Genomic DNA, 19249 nt, shown 5'->3' with positions numbered 1-19249 from the left:
TCAAAGGGTTGCGAGATGCTGGTGGATAAACGCAACAGCCATCGCGCCTTCGCCCACCGCGGACGCGACGCGCTTCATCGAACCGTGCCGCACATCTCCCACGGCGAAAGAACCGGGCACGCTGGTTTCGAGTGGAAACGGCGCACGCGCCAGCGGCCAGCGCGCGGCTGTCAACATCGCCGGCGTGAGGTCGGGTCCCGTGACGAGATAACCAGACCCGTCGCGTGCGATCGCCGTGTCGCGTGCCCAATCGGTATTCGGCAGTCCGCCGATACAGACGAACAGATGATGCGTCGCCAGTACCTGCTCGGCACCGCTCTCGCGCTCGCGAACCGTGATCGCTTCCAGAAAATTGCCGCCATGCAGCGCGCTCACTTCGCAGCCCACGACCACCCGAATGTTGGGCGTGCCCTGTATCTTCTGAATCAGATAGTCGGACAGCGTATCCGCCAAGCGCGCGCCTCGCACCAGAATGACGACCTCGCGGGCATACGCGGCCAGATGAATGGACGCCTGCCCTGCCGAGTTGCCGCCCCCCACGACATACACCGTCTCACCGGTGCACATGGGCGCTTCGCTGGCGCCAGCGCCGTAAAAGAGACCCAGTCCCTGCAACCGCGCTTCATCCGGCAAGCCAAGCCGACGCCACTCGATGCCGGTCGCGCAGATGTTGGTGCTCGCGCAAAGCTGTGTGCCGTCGGCCAGATCGACGTGAATGCCGCCGTCGCCAAAGACGGCATAGATACCTTCGCGCAGCCGAAGAATCTCCGCGCCGAAACGCACCGCCTGCTGGCGTGCGCGCTCGGCCAGTTCGCCGCCACCGATGCCCTGTGGAAAGCCCAGATAGTTTTCGATCAGCGACGAGTTGCCCGCCTGCCCGCCGATTGCATCGCGCTCGACGAGCACGGTGCTCAGGCCTTCGGAAGCGGCATACACCGCCGCGCTCAGCCCGGCCGGACCGGCACCGTAGATCGACACGTCGTATGCCTTTCGGCGGGGCTTTTCCACCCATCCCAGCCGCTTGGCGACGTCGGCTACGCTCGGGTTGAATAACCGCGTGCCGTCGGGAAATTCGCACACTGGCAGGCCCGGATCGTCCAGCCCCCGGATACCGGGAATGCGACGCGCGGCGGCCTCGTCCAGTTCTACCCAATCGTAGGTGACTACGCTTCGGCTCAGGAAGTCGCGAATCTCGAACGCGCGTGCGGAATAGGCACCCCCGAGCAGTCGAACCCGGGGATGTTGGACGTCAACTGAATCGGTGGCGGCAAGCGATGTCATGACAGCTCCGTATCGTCGTAAGGTCCGGCGTCTATCGATCGTCAGAGGCCCAACAAGACGCGGCCTTCCTCAGCCAGCAAATCGTGCGTCTCGGGATGGGCACGCATGTAGGCCGCAAAGACGGGGCACTGCGGAATGACCCGCAGTCCGCGCTCACGCGCAGAGGCGAGCCCCGCGAGCACAAGCTTCGTCGCGATCCCCTGCCCACGCAGCGCATCGGGCACCAGCGTATGGATGAACGTGATGACGTTGCCTTCGATCGAATAAATCGCAACGGCGTGCTCGCCCTGTGCCAGATATTCGAAGCGATGCTTCGACGGGTTGTCGTGAACCTGAATCGGCGTGGATGACGTGGTCATGTCAATGTCTCGGTGAGGGGCGCTGATTTAAGCTTTCCGCGCCCCCGGGGCACCCGCCCCTTCTTTCTCTTAGCCTCTTTGCCTCTTAGCCTCTCGGCCTCTCGGCCTCTTGGCCTCTTGGCCTCTTAGCCCCGGATGAACGCCAGCAGGTCGGCGTTGAGCTGATCGGCGTGCGTGCTGGCGGTAGCGTGCGGCGCACCGGCGTAGACCTTGAACTGTGCCCCCTTGATCATTTCCGCCGCGAGCTTGCCCGTAGCTTCCATCGGCACGACCTGATCGTCATCGCCGTGGATCACGAGGGTCGGCACGTCGATCTTCGCCATATCGGGACGGAAGTCCGTTTCTGAGAAGGCAGTCACGCAGTCGATGGTGGCTTTGATCGACGCCTGCAACGCGATCTGCAACGTCTGCTTCAAGACACCCTGCGACACTTTCGCGCCCGGACGATTGGTGCCGTAAAACACTGTGCTGAAGTCGTCAATAAACTGCGGGCGGTCGGCGGCAAGCCCGGCACGGATTCCGGCGAACAGCGAGGCATCGGGGCCCTGCGGGTGGTCCGCCGTCTTGACGAACAACGGCGTCACCGCGCTGATGAGCGCCAGCTTGGCAATCCGTGAGCTGCCTTTGCGTGCGATGTAGCGCGTCACGTCGCCCCCGCCCATCGAGAAGCCCGCAAGGATCACGTCCTTCAGATCGAGGGCTTCGATGAGTTCCGCAATGTCGTCGGCGAACGTGTCGTAGTCGTAGCCGGTCCACGGTTGGCTCGACCGGCCGAAACCCCGGCGATCGAACGCGATGGCACGGTAGCCGCGTTCGGCGAAAAACAACATTTGCGCGTCCCACATGTCGGCGCTCAGCGGCCAGCCGTGGCTGAAGAGGATGGGCTGGCCCGAACCCCAGTCCTTGTAGTAAAGCTCGGTGCCGTCGCGCAGTGTCAGAGTCGTCATGATGCGTTCCAAATAGGTGAGGAAACAGGATCGAAAAAACGAAGCACTTACCGTTGTCGTTCAGGCATCCGCACGTGACTTCCAGTCGTGCCATGCCACCAGCAGAAAACCGCCAACCAAACCCAGATGCTCGAAGAACGCGTTCTCGGCCATGAAGCGCCCGGGTTGCGGCATCTCCCAGAAGCGCAGGGCCACGAACGTCGCGAACAGCGTGAACGCCGCCAGCGCCACGGCCCCGAGCCAGCGGTAGACGCCCGTGAGGATGAGCGCAGACGCGCCCAACTCAAGCACGATGACCGCGGCGGCCATCGGCGCCGCCGGCGACACGCCGAAGTGCTGCATCTCGGCGATGGCCCCATTGAAGTCCATCGCCTTGTCCAGACCGCCCTGCAAGTAGGCGGCGCACAACAACAGCAGGGCAATCCACCGCAAGGCGGGCGCGGGTTGCCAACGCGCAACGGTTGACGTGGCCATCGTCACACCGCCCAGCAGGCGCAACCCAACGCGCCCCAGAAGCCCTTCAGGTCGGAGACCGGCAGCTTGCTGCTCCACGCCGTGGCGTGCTGGTGCGCGTGCACATTGCAGTTGTTGGCGCAGGCGCACGCTGCTGCTGCGTTGTGCAATGCCTTTTGCATGGGCGTGCCGTTTGCCGGCGCTTCCTTGTCGGCCCAACCGGCGTAGCCACCGAAGGTGCGCGCAGGCGACCAGTCGGGCATGGCCACCGGCGGCGTGCCTTCGTCGAGCGACGCGAACGGACCCGCACCGTAGACAACCTTGCCGCCGACCATCGTGAGCAGCGCCGTCGTGTCGGCGATGTCCGATTCAGGGCAGCCGAAGAAGTCGCGGTCGGGCACGATCAGGTCAGCCAACTGGCCTGCCTCGATACGGCCCTTCTTGCCGACTTCGTTGGAGAACCACGTGACCTTCTCGGTCCACATGCGCAACGCGGTCTCACGGTCCACGCAGTTCGCCTGCGGGTAAAGCTGCATGCCGCCCACGGTCTTGCCCGTGACCAGCCACGACAGCGATACCCACGGGTTGTAGCTGGCCACACGCGTCGCGTCGGTACCGGCGGACACGTTCACGCCCTTCTCCAGCATCCGCTTGACGGGCGGCGTGGCCTCGGCTGCGCCCGCACCGTAGCGCTCGACGAAATACTCGCCCTGATAGGCCATCCGGTGCTGCACGGCAATGCCGCCGCCGAGGGCTGCGATGCGGTCGATCGACTTCTCGGAGATCGTCTCGCAGTGGTCGAAGAACCAGTTCAGGCCTGCGAGCGGCGTGTCCTGGTTGACCTTCTCGAACACGTCGAGCGCACGTTCGATGGTTTCGTCGTAGGTCGCATGCAGGCGCCACGGCCAGCGGTTCTGCGCGAGCACACGCACCACCTCTTCGAGTTCGCCCTCCATCTCGGGCGCCATGTCCGGGCGCGGCTGACGGAAGTCTTCGAAGTCGGCCGCAGAAAACACCAGCATCTCGCCCGCGCCGTTGTGGCGGAAGTAATCGTCGCCCTGCTTGTACGTGGACGTCGCGGTCCAGTTCAGGAAGTCTTGCTTCTCCTGCTTCGGCTTCTGCGTGAACAGGTTGTAAGCCAGCCGGATCGTGAGTTGGCCCGCATCGGCCAACTGCTGGATCACCTGATAGTCCTCGGGGTAGTTCTGAAAGCCCCCGCCTGCGTCGATGGCGCCGGTCACGCCCAGACGGTTGAGCTCACGCATGAAGTGACGCGTGGAATTGACCTGATACTCCAGCGGCAGCTTCGGGCCCTTGGCCAGCGTAGCGTAAAGGATGGAGGCATTCGGCTTGGCCAGCAGCAGCCCTGTCGGGTTGCCCGCGCTGTCTCGCACGATTTCGCCGCCCGGCGGCGCAGGGGTATCTCGCGTGTAGCCCACGGCGCGCAGCGCCGCCCCGTTGAGCAGCGCACGGTCGTAAAGGTGCAGGATGAAGACGGGGGTATCGGGGGCCACCGCGTTGAGCTCGGCGATGGTCGGCAGGCGCTTCTCGACGAACTGATGTTCCGTGAAACCACCCACCACGCGCACCCATTGCGGGGCGGGCGTGATCGCCACCTGACGCTTGAGCATGCCCATGGCATCGGCCAGACTGCGCACGCCGTCCCAGCGCAATTCCAGATTGAAATTGAGCCCGCCGCGAATGATGTGCAGGTGGTTGTCGATCAGACCGGGCAATACCGGCTTGCCTTGCAGATTGACCACCCGGGTGGCGCCGCCGGCGAGCGGCAGCACGTCTTCGGCGCGGCCGACGCGCACGAAACGGCCGTCCTTGATGGCCACGGCACTCGCCGTCGGATTGGTGCGGTCCAGCGTGGTGAAGCGCCCGTTGTGCAGGATGAGGTCGGGAGCAGTCGAGGCAGTCGAGGCAGTCGTATCGTGCATGTCGGTTTCCTTGGCTTGACGAAGTGGAGCGTCGCAATTCCGCGAGGATCAGGTGCGGTCTTTCTGCGTGGAGGGCGTGGAGGTCGTGGAGGGCGTGGCCGCGACATCGGTCTTGTCGCAGCGCGGCAATTCGCCGAACACATGCGGCTTGACCTGCTGGCGCAACCACGAGGTCGTAACAGCATCAGGCTTGACCCACCCTTTGACGAGCGGCGGGATCTGCTCGCCGAGCAGAATCCCGAGAAGCCCTACCAGAGCGATCACTGGCGGGGCCGGCGAGCGCACGTGGAACAGCGCGTAGATCACGCCAACGAGCATCCCGATGGCCAGTGACAGAAGGTAGGGCTTCATTGTGACGCTCCGGCTCAGGCTTCGTGGGCGTTGAACATCGTCTTGGCGTAGTTGATGCCGATACCGTACGAGCCGCCCCACTTCTTCGCAATACCCGTGGTCATGTCGTAAGTGTCGGTGCGCGCCCAGTCGCGTTGCAACTCAAGCAGATACTGCAAGGCCGTCATCGGGCGGGCACCGGCCTGAATCATGCGCTCGACGGCACGCTCATGCGCCTCGGTCGACACATCGCCGCTGGCGTCGGTAATCACATACACCTCGAAGCCCTGATCGATCGCCGAGAGGGCCGGCCCGACGATGCACACGCCGGTCCACAGGCCCGCCAGCACGATGCGCGACTTGCCGATCTCGTTCACACGGCGGATCACGCCCTCGTCTTCCCACGTATTCATCGAGGTGCGGTCCAGCATCGCCTGACCGGGGAACGGTGCCGTCACTTCGTCGAACATCGGGCCGCTGAAGCTCTTTTCCGCCACGGTGGTGAGGATCGTCGACACGCCGAAACCGGCAGCAGCGTTCGCGACCAGCGCCGCGTTGTTACGCAGCGTGACGGCGTCGATGGAGTGCGTAGCGAAGGCCATTTGCGACTGGAAGTCGATCATGATCAGCGTGTGGTCTTGCGGCGTGAGCAACAGAGCACCGGGCTTGGCAACGGCGACGGGTTTGGTGAGGGCCATGGTAAGTCTCCTAATGTCAGAAAAAGAAAAAATGAACGGGAAATTGCGTCTTGCTGTTCGATAAAATTCACTAAATCAACATCGGCGGCTCATGTATGCTTTCGTCTGTGTTTCCCGCCGCGTTGGAAGAAGTTTCGTCGGAATCAAGGCACCCAAGGTTGAAGGTTTTGTCGACTTACCATCGAAAATTTCGATGATGGAAATTTTGGAGATTCATCCGTGCTCAAACTGTCTCTGGAAGCCATCGAAATCGTCGATGCCATCGCGCGCTACGGCTCGTTTGCCGCCGCCGCCGAGCGGCTGCACAAGGTGCCGTCGACCATCTCTTACGCTGTCTCCAAGCTGGAAGATCAGCTCGGCATTGCGCTATTCGTGCGCAACGGCCCGAGGGTCACGCTCACCGACGCGGGACAGGAAATGCTCAAGGAGGGACGCTGGCTGCTCGCGGCTGCGGGCCAGCTCGAATCGCGCATGCGGCAGATCGCCACCGGCTACGAGGCGGAAATCCGGCTGGTACACGACTCGCTGATCCCCACGAGCGCCTTCAATCCCGATATCTGCGCGTTCGAAGATTTGAGATGCGGCACGCGTCTGCGCATTGGCACGGAGACGCTCACGGGCACGTGGGAGTTGTTGCGTGAAGGGCGGGCCGATCTGGTTGTGGCCGCCGGGGAAGGGCCGGCAAGCGGCGGCTACAAGGCGGTGGCGATCGGCACGCTGGATTTCGCGTTCTGCGTGAGCGCCACCCACCCGTTCACCAAGCTGAAGCGCCCGCTCACGCGGGACGATCTGCTGGAGAACACCGCTATCGTCGTGGGCGACGGGGCGCGCTCGCTGGCCGATCGTTCAGTGGGGTTGTTGCTGGGTCAGCGCCGGATTACCGTGCCCGGCATGCAGGCGAAGATTGCGGCGCAGTTGGCAGGACTAGGGCACGGTTTTCTGCCGCGCGCCTGCGTGTGTGCGGAACTGACGCGGGGCGCGCTGGTGGAATTGCAGGTCGAGGAGCCCCGCCCGCCCGAGACATTCTGGCTGGCATGGCGTACCGAGCGCATGGGCGAGGCGTTGAAGTGGTGGAGTCAGCGGCTCAACCGGCCGCTGCTGCCGAACATTCTGTCGCTTTGAACGCTCAGGACGCCGGGCGCTCGGCCGCGGCCACCGACAGCCCCGGCACTCCCAGCATCCCCGGCATTCCCGGTGACATCAGCCAGCCGTACAACGGCGTCACCGGCCCTTCGGCGAGTGCGCTCGCAATCGCTTTCAGGTCCGCCGAACCCGGCGCACCGATCAACGCATAACCGACTTGCCCCTTGCGCCACGTGACCACGCCCATGCGGTCGATGTGCTGCTCTGCCACGCCCTGATCGGGACGCGGATCCTTCACCACACACAGCGCGATCGGGTCGCCCTTCTCGGGCAGATACACCATCTGAACCAGCGCACGATCCTGCCAGCGCAGCCGCTGCACGCGCTTGAACGTCAACCCCTGCGCCTTCAGATCGGGCACGCGGATATCGAGCTTGTCGTCGCGCTGAATGTCGGCCACGGTGCGCGCGGTGTCGCCGTCATCCACATTCGTCGACGCCACGGTATCGCGGGCATAGAGTTGCTGATACTCGGCGGCGGCGCGCACCCACGTCACCCCTTGCGGCGACTTCGGCGGCGGTGTCGTGGCACTGGTCAGCACCGCGCCGCCGAGTCCGGCTTTCTGCAACACGCCCGGCAACAGCGGCATGGTGACGGCCGTTGCGGCAACACCCGCCGCAAAGGCTGCGGCCAGCCACCACGGACGCACACGGCGCCCCGGTGCCGACGTGTTGGATGACGCCAACGATGCTGGCGGTTCGTCGTTCGCGACAGTCGCCGCCGGTCGGGCAATACCGCCGCCGCCACTGACGCCACCCTCGCCTGCCCCCGAGCCCATCGGCTGACGTTGCGCATGCGCGCGCAGCAAGGCGTCGAGATTGGCGCTCAGACTTTGGGGAACCGGTGGCAGCGACTGCGACGCGAAGGTTTCGCGATACGGCAGGCGCGATGCGCGCAGCGAGGCCACCACATCGGCCAGTACCGGCGACTCGGCCAGCGCGGCTTCGACTTCGGCGCGTTCGGCCGGGGCCAGTTCGTTATCGACGTACGCGAGCAGGCGGATATCGTCTTCGTTCATCACGCGTCCTCCTCACGTGCGCCGGCAGTGTTATCGATCCGGCGGGGTTGCCCCTCGGGGTTGCGGAACCGGTCGCCGATGGTGCGGCGAGCGCGTGACAGACGGCTCATGACGGTGCCGATGGGCACGTCGAGCACCTGTGCGGCCTCCTGATAGCTCAGGCCTTCGACCGCGACGAGCAGCACCACGAGACGCTGCGCCTCCGGCAACTGGTCGACGGCGCCGAATACCTGGTGATAGCTGGCGAGATCTTCCGGCGTCGCGGCGTGCAGGTCGGGCACCGTTTCCACGTCGGCGTCTTCCCACGCAAGGCTGCCGCGCGAGCGCACGCGGCGCGAGCGAATCTCGTTGATCCAGGTGGTATGCACGATGCTGTACATCCAGCTCAATGCCGACGTACCGGGCTGCCATTGATGCACGCGCTCAAGCGCATGCACGCAGGCGCGTTGCACGAGGTCTTCGGCATCGTGACGATCGCCTGCGATGCGCAGAGCGAATGCCCAGAGGCGAGGCAGCAGGCCCGGGAGCATGCTGGGCAAATCCTGACCGGTCATCGGCGAATTTCCTGGCGGAGAGTGCCTGGCGGCAAGCCAGTCCGAAGCGTCGCCGGCGATGACCGCCAGCGTACGCCGCGAAATTATACTGAGCCGCCGCGAAACCTGCCCGACGGGAGTTCGCATCTGCGGCCTCCCGCTTCGCCCAGCCGGCGTTGGGTCACCTGCGTGAAATGGTCCAGACACCCCAACGCCTCGCTCACCAAATTCACTTCCTTCACTTCACTCAGGGCTTGATGGTGTGCCACACGTCCTTGAAGTTATCGCCCTTCATGTCGCCCGGGGCGGCGTCTTTCGTGAACAGATACATCGGCTTGCCCTTGTAGGCCCACTGCTTCATGCCGTCGTCACGCGTGATGATCGTGTAGTTGCCTTCTGCGGCGGCACCCGACGTGGCCATCACCGGCGGCCAGGCCTCGGCACACGGGCCGTTGCAGGTGCTTTTGCCGCTGCCGGCCACATCCTTGTCGAAGGTGTAGACGGTACGGTTCTGGCCGTCGACCATCATGCCGTTCGAGGCTTTGAACGGAACTTCCGCGTGCGCAGCGGTGGCGGCAAACGCGCCGGCGGCGACGACGAGAGCGGTCAGAACAGCGGACATCGATTGACGTTGGTTCATCAGATTGGCTCCTCAGGTAATTGTCGGTGTCGACATTCACAGAACGTTCGCCCGCAGCGCTTTATTCCATCGCGAGCTATCGATATTTTCCGCTTGTCACCAACGCCCGTGGCCGCTTTGCGCCGCGCCCTTAGGTGCAGTGCAGCATTTACATTTCGTCGCTGCACACGACAACGGCCATCCGAGCCCCCTCGGATGGCCGTCACCGGGCAGACCGCGCCGGGGGATATTCGGCGCACCTGCCTGACAAACCGCTTTTCGTTGCTTTCGTCTACTCGCCCTTCGGCGCTTCCTTCACACGGCTGACCAACTGCGTCGGGCTCACGAATTGCAGTGCGATGAGCACCCACAGCAAGGTGATCGCCATATAGATCATTGCCATCGCATCGATCGACTGCGGCGCTCGCACGCCGGTAGAAAACACCGCGTAGTACAACGCCACGACCAGCGTCTGTGTATCGGGCCCCGCCGTGAAGAACGTCAGCTCGAACATGCCGATGGTGCGCACCAGCACCAGCAGACCCGCCGCGAGCATGCCCGGCACCAGCAGCGGCAGCAGCACGTGGCGGAAGTACTTGAACGTGTTGGCACCGAAGATGCGGGCGGCCGCTTCGAGATTCGGATCGATCTGCTCGATGAACGGCGTCATCACCAGAATCACGAACGGCAGCGATGGCACGAGGTTCGCGAGAATCACGCCCGAGAGCGTGCCGCCAAGGCCGATCTTGTAGAGCACCGTCGCCATCGGAATGCCGTACGTCACCGGCGGCACCATCAGCGGCAGCAGAAACACCAGCATCGCAATACGTTTGCCCGGGAACTGCGCGCGTGCCAACGCATACGCCGCAGGCACACCCAACGCGATCGACAGCAACACTACGGCACCCACCACTTCGAACGTCACCCACAGCACGTTGGCCAGTTGAAAGTCGTTCCACGCCTGCGCATACCAATGCAGCGTGAAGCTCTCGGGCAGCGGCGTGCCGAACCAACGTGTGGCCACCGAGTTCATCGTGACGGTGGCAATCATCAGGCCCACGTTCACGAGGAAGAAGATCATCGCGCCCCACACCAGCACGCGCCAGATACGCGCGCCCGGCCCTTCGCGGCGGGACTGGCGGCGTGTGGCCTTTGCTTCGCGAGAAGCGGTGGTATTGCCCGCGGATGACGGCGTGGTCATGAAGTCTCCGTTCTGCACGGCCATGGCACCGGCCAGAGGTTTGTCTGCGGCGCTCATCCTTTGCCTCCCGAGGTCGGACCGCTATAGAACGCCCGGCGTGCGCCGAGCATGCCCGCCACGATCAGCAGTTGCACAAAGCCCATCACGATCGCCACGCACGAGGCGAGCGAATAGTCGTAGCTTTCGAACGCGGCTTCGTACGCCGCAATCGACACCACCCGCGTGGCACCGGCCGGCACGCCAAGCAGCACCGCAGACGGGAACACCGAGAACGCCTGCACGAACGACAGACACGCCGCCATCGTCAGCCCCGGCACCAGCAGCGGCAGATAAATCAGCCGGAACTGTTCCCACGGTCCGGCGCCGAGCGTGCCTGCTGCGCGGGCGAGCGTCGGGTCGATACCCGTGACGTACGACAGAATCAGCAGGAACGCGAACGGGAAACCCGAGATCACCAGCGAGATCAGCACGCCCCAGTAGTTGTGCGTCAGGCGCACTTCGTCGCTATACAAATGCAACGCGTGCAGCGCCTGCGGAAACCAGCCGTTAGGGCCGTAGTACGTCAGCATGCCGTCGGCGATCAGCACGGTTCCCAGCGTGACCGGCACAACAAGCAGCATCGTCACCAACTTGGCCGCCGGTGTGTTGCGACGCAGCGCAAACGCGGCCGGAATCGACATGCCCACGTTAATCAGCGTGGCCGGCACTGCGAGCTTCAGCGTGATCCAGACGGTCGGCCAGAGCGTGGATTCGGTGAAGAACTTGAGATAGTTCGCGAACACCCCGCCGCCGTCCATCGGCTGGAACGACAGGAACAGGCCATAGGCGAACGGATACACGAACATCGCCACCAGCACCGCGAGCGCCGGGACGACCAGCCAGCCCCGTGCATCAAAACGCCACCCGCGCTCCCCACGCTCACCGGCCGGTGCCGAAGACGTGGCGGCACTCATGCCCGCTCTCCGGCATAGACCAGCGTACGATCCGCCGGCACGTGCAGCGGCACGCGCTCGCCCACGGCGAAGTCGCCGGGCAGGCGCGCATAGAGCGGGCCGAACGGCGATGCCACGCGCAGCAGCGAGTCGTGTCCACCGTATTCCACGGTTTCCACCACTGCCTCGAACGCGTTGTCATTAGCCGCCTGTGCACGTTCGAAGTCGTCGGGACGAATCGCCACGCTGACCTTGCCGCCGTTCGGCGACTCCATCAGCACACCCTCGAACGACGCACCGCCCGCCGACACGCGGGCGTGATCGCCCTGCGTCGACGTGACCGAGAAGTCCAGCACGTTGCGATAGCCCATGAAGCGCGCCACGTGCAAATTGCGCGGACGGCAATAGACGTCGCGCGGGATACCGATCTGCTGCACCACGCCTTCTTTCATCACGACGATACGATCGGCCATCGACAGCGCCTCGTCCTGATCGTGCGTGACGTAGATCGTGGCGCGGTCGAGCTTGCCGTGAATGCGGCGAATCTCGGCGCGCATCTCGATACGCAGTTTCGCGTCGAGATTCGACAAGGGTTCGTCCATCAGCACCACCGGCGGCTCGATCACGATGGCGCGCGCAATGGCCACGCGCTGCTGTTGCCCGCCGGAAAGCTGACCGGGCAGCTTGCGCTCGTGCCCCACGAGTTGCACGAGTTGCAGGGCGTCGCGCGCCCGCTTCTCGATCTCGGCACGCGGCACGCCGCGCATGCGCAGGCCGAAGCCCACGTTCTCGAGTACGGTCATGTGCGGAAACAGCGCGTAGTTCTGAAACACCATGCCGAAGCCGCGCTTCTCGCTGGGCAGTATGTCGATGCGCTCGTCGTCGAGCCAGATCGCGCCGCCCGTGAGCGGTGTGAGCCCGGCAATGCAGTTGAGCGCCGTGGACTTGCCGCAGCCCGACGGGCCGAGCAAGGCGATGAACTCGCCCCGCTCGATCGTCAGGTCCAGCCCGTTCAGTGCGGCAACGGACTGGCCTTCGGCGTTGGTGAAACTACGCGCAACGTTGTCGAGGCGCAGGTGCTGAAAGTTGTGCTTCATGACGAAACCCTTGTGAATCGGCCGAGTTACTTCGACTTCAGAGCGCCGATCTCGGCATCCCACTTCTGGAAGGCCGCCACCATCGCGGTAGCGTCGAGCGGCACGGCGTGCGGGAAGTCCGCGATCAGCTTGGTGTACTCGGGACGGCCATACTTGGCGATCACTTCCTGACTCTTCGCGGGGGCGGCCGTCAGCGGCACGTCCTTCACGGCAGGGCCCGGGTAGAAGTAGCCGTCGTCGTAGGTCAGCGCCTGCTGTGCCGGCTCAAGCATGAAGTTGATCAGCTTGATGATCACGTCCATCTTTTCCTTCGACACGCCCTTCGGCACCACCATGTAATGCGCGTCGTTCACCCACGTGAACTTGTCGAACGCCTGCACCTTGAAGCTCGCCGGCACGATGCCCAGCGCGCGCGGGTTGATGTCCCAGCCCGTGACCGTCAGGGTCATGTCGCGGCTGCCTTCGCCCAGTTCCTTCATCACGGCCGACGTGCCGCCCGGGTAGTACGGAATGCACGTGTCGAGTTCTTTCAGGAACGCCCACGTCTTGTCCCAGCCCTTGATCGGATCGTGCGGGTCTTTGTCGCCGAGCAGATACGGCAGGCCCATCAGGAACGTGCGGCCCGGGCCGGAGTTGGCCGGACGCGCGTAAATCAGCTTGCCCGGGTTCGCCTTGCACCACGCGAGCAGTTCAGCAGGCGTCTTCGGCGGGTTGCTCACCTTGGCCGGATTGAATTCCACCAGCGGGCCGGCCGGCATGAAGGTCACGGCGAGGCCATAGCCCTTCGAGAGTTCCTGCATCGCGCGCACATTCGGCGCGTACTTGTCGAGCACGCCCGGCAGTTGGGCGCTGTAGTCGGGCAGCAGACGTTGCCAGAGGTTTTGCTGGATACCGGCGGCGAGCGCATCGGTGCCGGTCAGCACGATGTCGATGTCGGCGCGGCCAGCGGCCTGCATGGCCTTGATCTTGCCCGGCAATTGCGGGGCAGGTGCGTTGGTGAAGGTGATCCGGGAGACCAGATCCGGGTACTTGTCACGGAACGCTTCGAAGCCCTTCTGCGTGAGCGCGAGGTTGCCCGCCACGTCCACGATGTTGAGCGTCACCGGCGCGGCAGCGGCGGTGTTCGCGATGCTCCCCACTACGGCGGCACATGCCAGTGCGCCTAGCGTGCGTTGCCAGAATCCCCTGCGGCTGAAGGCCATGCTGTCTCCTCTTTTGGTTAAATTTCTCGTAAGTCATCATATGACTGACGTTGTCATTTTGCAATTGGGGGACGCCGCGAAACACCTCAGAGATTTCCCTAGGATGACGAGACACCTTTGTTTTTATTGCGTTTAAAGCCCTATTTCAATGGGAAACAATGGCAACGATCAGGGGAAACACCGATAGAGAGACGCCGGATGCGTCACCTAAATTACGGCCAGTCATACGATGACGTAAAAGATATCAGCGCACCGCAGATTGCGGTGCCGCAGACGAGGCCGATACACCGTGAAAATTCAGCGCATCACCATCACCCCGATTGCCTTTCGCGACCCGCCGCTGCTCAACGCGGCCGGCATCCACGAGCCCTACGCGCTGCGCACCATTATCGAAATCGAGACCGATAACGGCCATGTCGGGCTGGGCGAGACGTATGGCGACGCGCCGGTGCTCACGCTGTTGCAAAACACCCGCGAGCATCTGATCGGCATGGACCCGTTCGACACCAACGGCCTGCGTGCCCGGGTGGCGGCGGTGGTGGCGCGCGGCGTGGGTGGCGAGCGCGTCGAGTATGAGTTGGCACCGGGCACCGACCCGCGCAAGGACGCCGAGAAGATCTACTCCGCCTTCGAAGTGCCGTTTCTCGATTTGCAGGCGCGGCATCTCGGCATTCCGCTGGTCGAATTGCTCGGTGGCGCCGTACGCAACGAGGTTCAGTACAGCGCGTACCTGTTTTTCAAGTACGCCCAGCACATCGACCACCCGTATGCGCCCGACCCTTGGGGCGAGACGCTCGACGCCACGCAACTGGTGGCGCAAGCCCGCACCATGATCGACACCTACGGCTTCGGCAGCATCAAGCTCAAGGCCGGGGCACTCGATCCGAACGAAGAAGTGAAATGCCTCAAGGCGCTCAAGCGCGCCTTCCCCGACAAGCCGCTGCGTATCGATCCGAACGGCAACTGGTCGCTCGCCACGGCGATCCGGATGGGCCGCGAGCTGGAGGGTGATCTCGAGTACTACGAGGACCCGACGCCCACGCTCGAAGGCATGGCCGAACTGCATCGCGCAACCGGCATGCCGCTCGCCACCAACATGGTCGTGACCGATCTGCGCCAGTTCCGCGAGAACGTGCGCGTCAATGGTGCGCAGATCATCTTGTCCGACCACCACTACTGGGGCGGTCTGCGCGACACGCAAGTGCTCGCCCGCATGTGCGAGACGTTCGATCTCGGCCTCTCCATGCACTCCAATTCGCACCTTGGCATCAGCCTGATGGCCATGACGCATCTGGCGGCGAGCGTGCCGCGCCTGTCGTATGCCTGCGATACGCATTACCCGTGGCAAGCGGCCGACGAGGAAGTCGTACGCGGCGGCAAGATCGCGATCCGCAACGGTGCGGTGGCGCTCACAAAGGCCCCGGGGCTCGGGCTCGAGATCGATCAGGACCAGTTGGCCAAGCTGCACGAGCAGTACCTGCGTTGCGGGGTGCGTACCCGTAACGACGCGGTTCAGATGCGCAAGTACCAACCCGGCTGGAGCGGCAAGGCACCGCGCTTTTGAACTTGCTTCTGAACCCTGCACACGCGGTATCCGAAGTCCCGAAGTACTGAAGCACCGATGCACCGTAATTTCAGAAACACAAGAAAACACACCACCTGAGGAGATGTCGTGAGACAAACGAAACTGATTGCCGGGCTCGCATTGGCCGGGCTCGCCGCCGGCGCCGTACCGGCGTTCGCACAATCGAACGTCACGCTGTACGGGATCGTCGACGATGCGTTGACGTACAGCAGCAACCAGAACGGCAAGTCCAACACGTATCTGCGCAACGGCAATCTGGCAGGCAGCCGCTGGGGCATTCGTGGCACCGAAGATCTGGGCGGCGGCACCAAGGCGCTGTTCCAGTTGGAAAACGGCTTTGACGTCAACACGGGCGCGTTCAGCTCGGCAGGCGTGATGTTCAATCGTCAGGCCTTCGTGGGTCTGAAGAACGACACCGTCGGCACGGTCACCATCGGCCGTCAGTACACGCCGTACTACCTGATGGTCGGCACGATCGGCCCGGTCGCCTACGTGACGGGCGCGACCGGCGCACACCCGGGCGATATCGACGGCCTGGATACGACCATCCGCATCAACAACTCGGTGACGTACACGTCGCCGGTACTGTGGGGCGTGACGGCCAGCCTGCAATACGGTTTCGGCGGACAACCGGGGGCCTTCAGCAAGGGCAATACGTATTCCGGCGCGTTGCGTTATGACGGCGGCCCGCTGTCGTTGGCAGCCGGTTACCTGCGCATGAACAACGTGGGTGGCGGCGGCACGAGCTGGAACAGTGCATCGACCGGCACGTACGGCACCTCGGCCGTCAATCAGGGCTATGTCACGGCCGACGTGCTGCAACACATCGCGTTTGCCGGTGTGTACACCATTGGCGGCCTGACCTTCGGTGCGAGCTACAGCAACGTGCAGTACAAGCCGGGCGCCGCGTCGCTGTTCCACGACACGGCAATCTTCAACACGGCCGGCGTGCATGCGTCGTGGATCGTGGCACCGCAGTGGCGTCTGGCCGCCGCGTACAGCTATACGGCCGCGTCCAAGGCCAACGGCATCAACGATGCCGCGACCTATCATCAGGTCTCGCTGGCGCAGGTGTATTCGCTCTCGAAGCGCACGTCGCTGTATGCGCTCGAAGCGTGGCAGCACGCCAACGGCAAGTCGCTCTCGGCGAATGCCACGAGCATCATCAACGCCGGTCCGGTGGTGGGCGACTCGCAGAACGCCACACCGTCGTCGACGAGCTCGCAGTTCGTCGGCATGCTGGGCATTCGCGTCGACTTCTGACGTCTGCCTGTCTGTTGTCTGTTCCGATGGCCGGCGCCGTGCGCGCGCCGGCCGGTGCTTCATGAGTGGTCGCGAGAAGGCGCACTTTGGGCCGTCGGTGCCTTATCCGGCGTCGGCGGTCGATTCTTATCGGTTGTCGTATGTATGCGACGGTCGATAAGGTAAACTGGGGGCGTTTTTTTCGTCATCACCTCTTTATCCGACGCCATGTCCATGAACAGCTCGTTGCCCGCACGTCCTCGCCGCAAGTCTCGCAGCCTCACGGAAGAGGTGGTGAGCGCCTTGTCCGAGCAGATTCGCGCCGGCACGTTCCGGCCCGGCGACAAGCTGCCGACCGAGTCGGCCATCATGGAAAGTCTGGGCGTGAGCCGCACCGTGGTCCGCGAAGCGATTTCGCGACTGCAAGCGGCGCAACTGGTGGAGACGCGTCACGGCATCGGCACCTTCGTGCTCGAAGCGCCGCGCGAGAACGCGTTGCAGGTGGACACCAACAGCATCCTCACGATGCTCGATGTGCTGGCCATTCTGGAGTTGCGCATTTCGCTGGAAACCGAAGCGGCAGGGTTGGCGGCGAACCGTCGTACCGACACGCAGCTCAAGCTCATGCGTCAGGCGCTCGACGACTTCGAGATGCACGTACGTCAGCGCACCGGCAATGCCGTGACGGCCGACGTCGCGTTTCACTTGCAAGTGGCGACCGCCACCGGCAATCGCTATTTCCACGACATCCTCGAACAGCTCGGCAACACGATCATTCCGCGTACCCGCGTGAACTCCGCTGCGCTCGCCGACGACGATCAGGTGACGTATCTGAATCGCGTGAACCGCGAGCACGAAGACATCTACAACGCAATCGCCCGCCGCGATCCGGAAGCTGCCCGCGCGGCCATGCGCACGCACCTGACGAACAGCCGCGAGCGCCTGCGCCGCGCGCAGGAATCGGCCGCGCAAAACTGAGTCACGCCGCCGTCGGCGCAAGCGACTCGGTCAGCTCAGTAGAGATTGCCTCGCACCGCGCGGTAATACCCTTCATCCATCTCCTGCGCCTTGGCTTTATCGATGCCGGTCAGCGAGGCCTTCATCTCGCCTAACGACGGCACCGCCTTGCGGTCGAGTTGCGACTCGGCCCTCCAGAGCTTCGCGCGGTTGATCGCCTTCCCGCAGTGAAACAGCACTTCGTCGATCGTGACGACGATGGCCGTCTTCGGCGTGCGCTCGTTTTCCTTCAGTCGCGCCAGCAAGTCCGGCGACGTGGAAATCTGGCCATGCCCGTTGATGCGCATGAAAACCTCCAGCCCCGGAAACAGAAACAGCATACCGACGCGGCTGTCTTCGCTCAGATTGCGCAGCGAGGCGATGCGGTTGTTGCCCGGCCAGTCGGCAAAGGCCACCGTCTTCTCATCGAGCGCGTGAACAAAGCCGGGTTCGCCGCCGCGCGGTGAGGCATCGAGCCCCTGTGCGCTGCCTGAAGCCAGACAAAAGAACGTCGCGGCTTTCAGATAAGCGACGTGAAACGGCAACAGACTCGGCATGACACCTTTGACGATCATTTCCGACGGCGGGTCGTAGAGTTGATCGAGATCGATAGCGGTGTGTGTCACAGACGTACCCTCCTTTACAGGTTTGCTGACGCAGCATATCGCCGGGGCCGGTGGCAGTGATAGATTATTTCTGCCATTCAATAGCGCAAATACGCCACAATTAACGCGCACCCAACGAATCACGACACCCGTCATGACGTATCCCGAACACCTGCTGCCGAAGATCGCGCGCGTGCATTGCATGGACGCGACCGATCCGCCGATCATCGCTGTGATGGGACGTATCGACGAGCCTCGCGGGTCGCAAACGCATCAGCATGATTCGGGGCAATTGCTCGGGCTGCTCGCCGGGTTGCTGACCGTGCGCACGAGCTTCGGCACGTGGGTCATCCCCACGACGCGGGCCGTGTGGATTCCGCCGAATCATCCGCATGCGGCGTTTTCGCACGGGCCGTTTTATGGCTGGGCGGTGTACGTGCGCCCCGATCAGTGTGGCGGCCTGCCCGACACGCCGCGCGCCATCGAAGTCACCGGCCTGCTGCGCGAGGCGGTGTTGCGCGCCGCTGAGTGGGATCTGGATCAACCGGATCGCAGGCAGACGAGCGTCGTCAACGTGGTGCTCGACGAGATTTCCGCGAGCGATGCCGATACCTTCCTGCTGCCGATGCCGGGCGATGCGCGCTTGCGACGCATCGCCACCGCGCTCGTCGACAACCCTGCCGACGCGCGCACGCTTGACGAATGGGCCGCGTGGGCCAATACCGCGCCGCGCACCGTGAGCCGCCGCTTTGTGGAAGAGACCGGGCTGACGTTTACCGCGTGGCGGCAGCGTGCGAGGCTGCTTCGTGCGGTGGAACTACTGGCCGCGGGCGCGCCGGTGAACACCGTGGCGCTCGATCTGGGCTACGACAATGCCAGCGCATTCATCGCCCTTTTCCGGCGGACTTTCAACACGACGCCCGGGCGCTACTTTGCTTCGTAAGCCGAGTAATACGGCATAACACTTCGCCGGTGCGGCACCCTTCGCAACCTGTTCCCGGTGGCATTTGGCGGGGGTAGTATGTCGGCGAACCGAGTCGCGCTTCGCTCGTTACGCTTCGATCA

The 19249-nt window shown here is 63.8% G+C and carries 20 protein-coding genes; 5 read left to right on the top strand and 15 right to left on the bottom strand.

The window, feature by feature from the left end; genetic code table 11:
* The 7 genes from CDV44_RS24600 to CDV44_RS24570 all read right to left on the bottom strand — a co-directional run bounded on the left by CDV44_RS24600 (nt 1) and on the right by CDV44_RS24570 (nt 6011).
* Nucleotides 1-1281, bottom strand: coding sequence for an NAD(P)/FAD-dependent oxidoreductase (locus tag CDV44_RS24600; protein ID WP_087691297.1), 1281 nt, complete (start codon nt 1279-1281; stop codon nt 1-3).
* Between the two features lie 41 nt (nt 1282-1322).
* Nucleotides 1323-1640, bottom strand: a complete 318-nt coding sequence (locus tag CDV44_RS24595) for a GNAT family N-acetyltransferase (RefSeq protein ID WP_058375910.1) — start codon at nt 1638-1640, stop codon at nt 1323-1325.
* A 125-nt stretch (nt 1641-1765) separates the two neighbouring features.
* Nucleotides 1766-2587, bottom strand: coding sequence for an alpha/beta fold hydrolase (locus CDV44_RS24590; RefSeq protein ID WP_087691296.1), 822 nt, complete (start codon nt 2585-2587; stop codon nt 1766-1768).
* 60 nt (nt 2588-2647) lie between these two features.
* Nucleotides 2648-3061, bottom strand: coding sequence for a DoxX family protein (locus CDV44_RS24585; protein WP_087691520.1), 414 nt, complete (start codon nt 3059-3061; stop codon nt 2648-2650).
* Nucleotides 3062-3063: 2 nt separating this feature from the next.
* Nucleotides 3064-4983, bottom strand: a complete 1920-nt coding sequence (locus tag CDV44_RS24580) for an amidohydrolase (RefSeq protein WP_087691295.1) — start codon at nt 4981-4983, stop codon at nt 3064-3066.
* 48 nt (nt 4984-5031) lie between these two features.
* The gene (locus tag CDV44_RS24575; protein ID WP_087691294.1) at nt 5032-5334 is read right to left on the bottom strand and encodes a DUF1427 family protein; all 303 of its coding nucleotides are present in this window, start codon (nt 5332-5334) and stop codon (nt 5032-5034) included.
* A 14-nt stretch (nt 5335-5348) separates the two neighbouring features.
* Entirely contained in the window at nt 5349-6011 is a 663-nt protein-coding gene (locus tag CDV44_RS24570; RefSeq protein WP_058375915.1) for an isochorismatase family protein, read from the bottom strand.
* A gap of 219 nt (nt 6012-6230) precedes the next feature.
* Here CDV44_RS24570 and CDV44_RS24565 point away from each other — a divergent pair, with 219 nt between their 5' ends.
* Nucleotides 6231-7133, top strand: a complete 903-nt coding sequence (locus tag CDV44_RS24565) for a LysR family transcriptional regulator (RefSeq protein WP_087691293.1) — start codon at nt 6231-6233, stop codon at nt 7131-7133.
* 4 nt (nt 7134-7137) lie between these two features.
* Here CDV44_RS24565 and CDV44_RS24560 read toward each other — a convergent pair whose 3' ends face one another.
* The 7 genes from CDV44_RS24560 to CDV44_RS24530 form a co-directional block, all read right to left on the bottom strand.
* Complete coding sequence (locus tag CDV44_RS24560; protein WP_141118804.1) at nt 7138-8172, bottom strand: anti-sigma factor; 1035 nt, start codon at nt 8170-8172, stop codon at nt 7138-7140.
* Nucleotides 8172-8726 carry an RNA polymerase sigma factor gene (locus tag CDV44_RS24555; protein ID WP_058375918.1) on the bottom strand — a complete coding sequence of 185 codons (555 nt, stop codon included), beginning with the start codon at nt 8724-8726 and terminating at the stop codon, nt 8172-8174. Before CDV44_RS24555 ends, CDV44_RS24560 begins: the two co-directional genes overlap by 1 nt.
* A gap of 226 nt (nt 8727-8952) precedes the next feature.
* Entirely contained in the window at nt 8953-9345 is a 393-nt protein-coding gene (locus CDV44_RS24550) for a hypothetical protein (RefSeq protein ID WP_087691292.1), read from the bottom strand.
* A 271-nt stretch (nt 9346-9616) separates the two neighbouring features.
* Nucleotides 9617-10582: an ABC transporter permease gene (locus CDV44_RS24545; RefSeq protein ID WP_087691291.1), complete on the bottom strand. Its 966-nt coding sequence runs from the start codon at nt 10580-10582 to the stop codon at nt 9617-9619.
* Nucleotides 10579-11478, bottom strand: coding sequence for an ABC transporter permease (locus CDV44_RS24540; RefSeq protein WP_087691290.1), 900 nt, complete (start codon nt 11476-11478; stop codon nt 10579-10581). The genes CDV44_RS24545 and CDV44_RS24540 overlap by 4 nt, the downstream gene beginning before the upstream one ends.
* Nucleotides 11475-12554 (bottom strand): ABC transporter ATP-binding protein, encoded by a 1080-nt coding sequence (locus CDV44_RS24535; protein ID WP_087691289.1) that lies wholly within the window; start codon nt 12552-12554, stop codon nt 11475-11477. The genes CDV44_RS24540 and CDV44_RS24535 overlap by 4 nt, the downstream gene beginning before the upstream one ends.
* A gap of 26 nt (nt 12555-12580) precedes the next feature.
* A complete protein-coding gene (locus CDV44_RS24530; protein ID WP_087691288.1) occupies nt 12581-13756 on the bottom strand; it encodes an extracellular solute-binding protein in 1176 nt (391 codons plus the stop codon).
* A 289-nt stretch (nt 13757-14045) separates the two neighbouring features.
* Here CDV44_RS24530 and CDV44_RS24525 point away from each other — a divergent pair, with 289 nt between their 5' ends.
* From CDV44_RS24525 to CDV44_RS24515, 3 genes are all read left to right on the top strand, one after another.
* Entirely contained in the window at nt 14046-15320 is a 1275-nt protein-coding gene (locus tag CDV44_RS24525; RefSeq protein WP_087691287.1) for a glucarate dehydratase family protein, read from the top strand.
* Nucleotides 15321-15428: 108 nt separating this feature from the next.
* Nucleotides 15429-16604: a porin gene (locus tag CDV44_RS24520; protein ID WP_249277705.1), complete on the top strand. Its 1176-nt coding sequence runs from the start codon at nt 15429-15431 to the stop codon at nt 16602-16604.
* A 213-nt stretch (nt 16605-16817) separates the two neighbouring features.
* On the top strand, nt 16818-17561 hold the full coding sequence (locus CDV44_RS24515) for a FadR/GntR family transcriptional regulator (RefSeq protein ID WP_087691286.1): 744 nt from the start codon (nt 16818-16820) through the stop codon (nt 17559-17561).
* Nucleotides 17562-17596: 35 nt separating this feature from the next.
* On the opposite strand, the gene CDV44_RS24510 is transcribed toward CDV44_RS24515, so the two are convergent.
* Nucleotides 17597-18154 carry an MSMEG_1061 family FMN-dependent PPOX-type flavoprotein gene (locus CDV44_RS24510; RefSeq protein WP_249277730.1) on the bottom strand — a complete coding sequence of 186 codons (558 nt, stop codon included), beginning with the start codon at nt 18152-18154 and terminating at the stop codon, nt 17597-17599.
* Nucleotides 18155-18338: 184 nt separating this feature from the next.
* On the opposite strand from CDV44_RS24510, the gene CDV44_RS24505 reads away from it, so the two are divergent.
* A complete protein-coding gene (locus tag CDV44_RS24505; protein ID WP_087691284.1) occupies nt 18339-19127 on the top strand; it encodes an AraC family transcriptional regulator in 789 nt (262 codons plus the stop codon).
* Nucleotides 19128-19249: the final 122 nt, after the last annotated feature.

The sequence above is a fragment of the Pandoraea sp. PE-S2R-1 genome (assembly GCF_002179865.1).
GTDB lineage: Bacteria > Pseudomonadota > Gammaproteobacteria > Burkholderiales > Burkholderiaceae > Pandoraea.
Note: the sequence above shows the minus strand (reverse complement) of the source record. Positions and strands in the feature narration are given on the sequence as shown.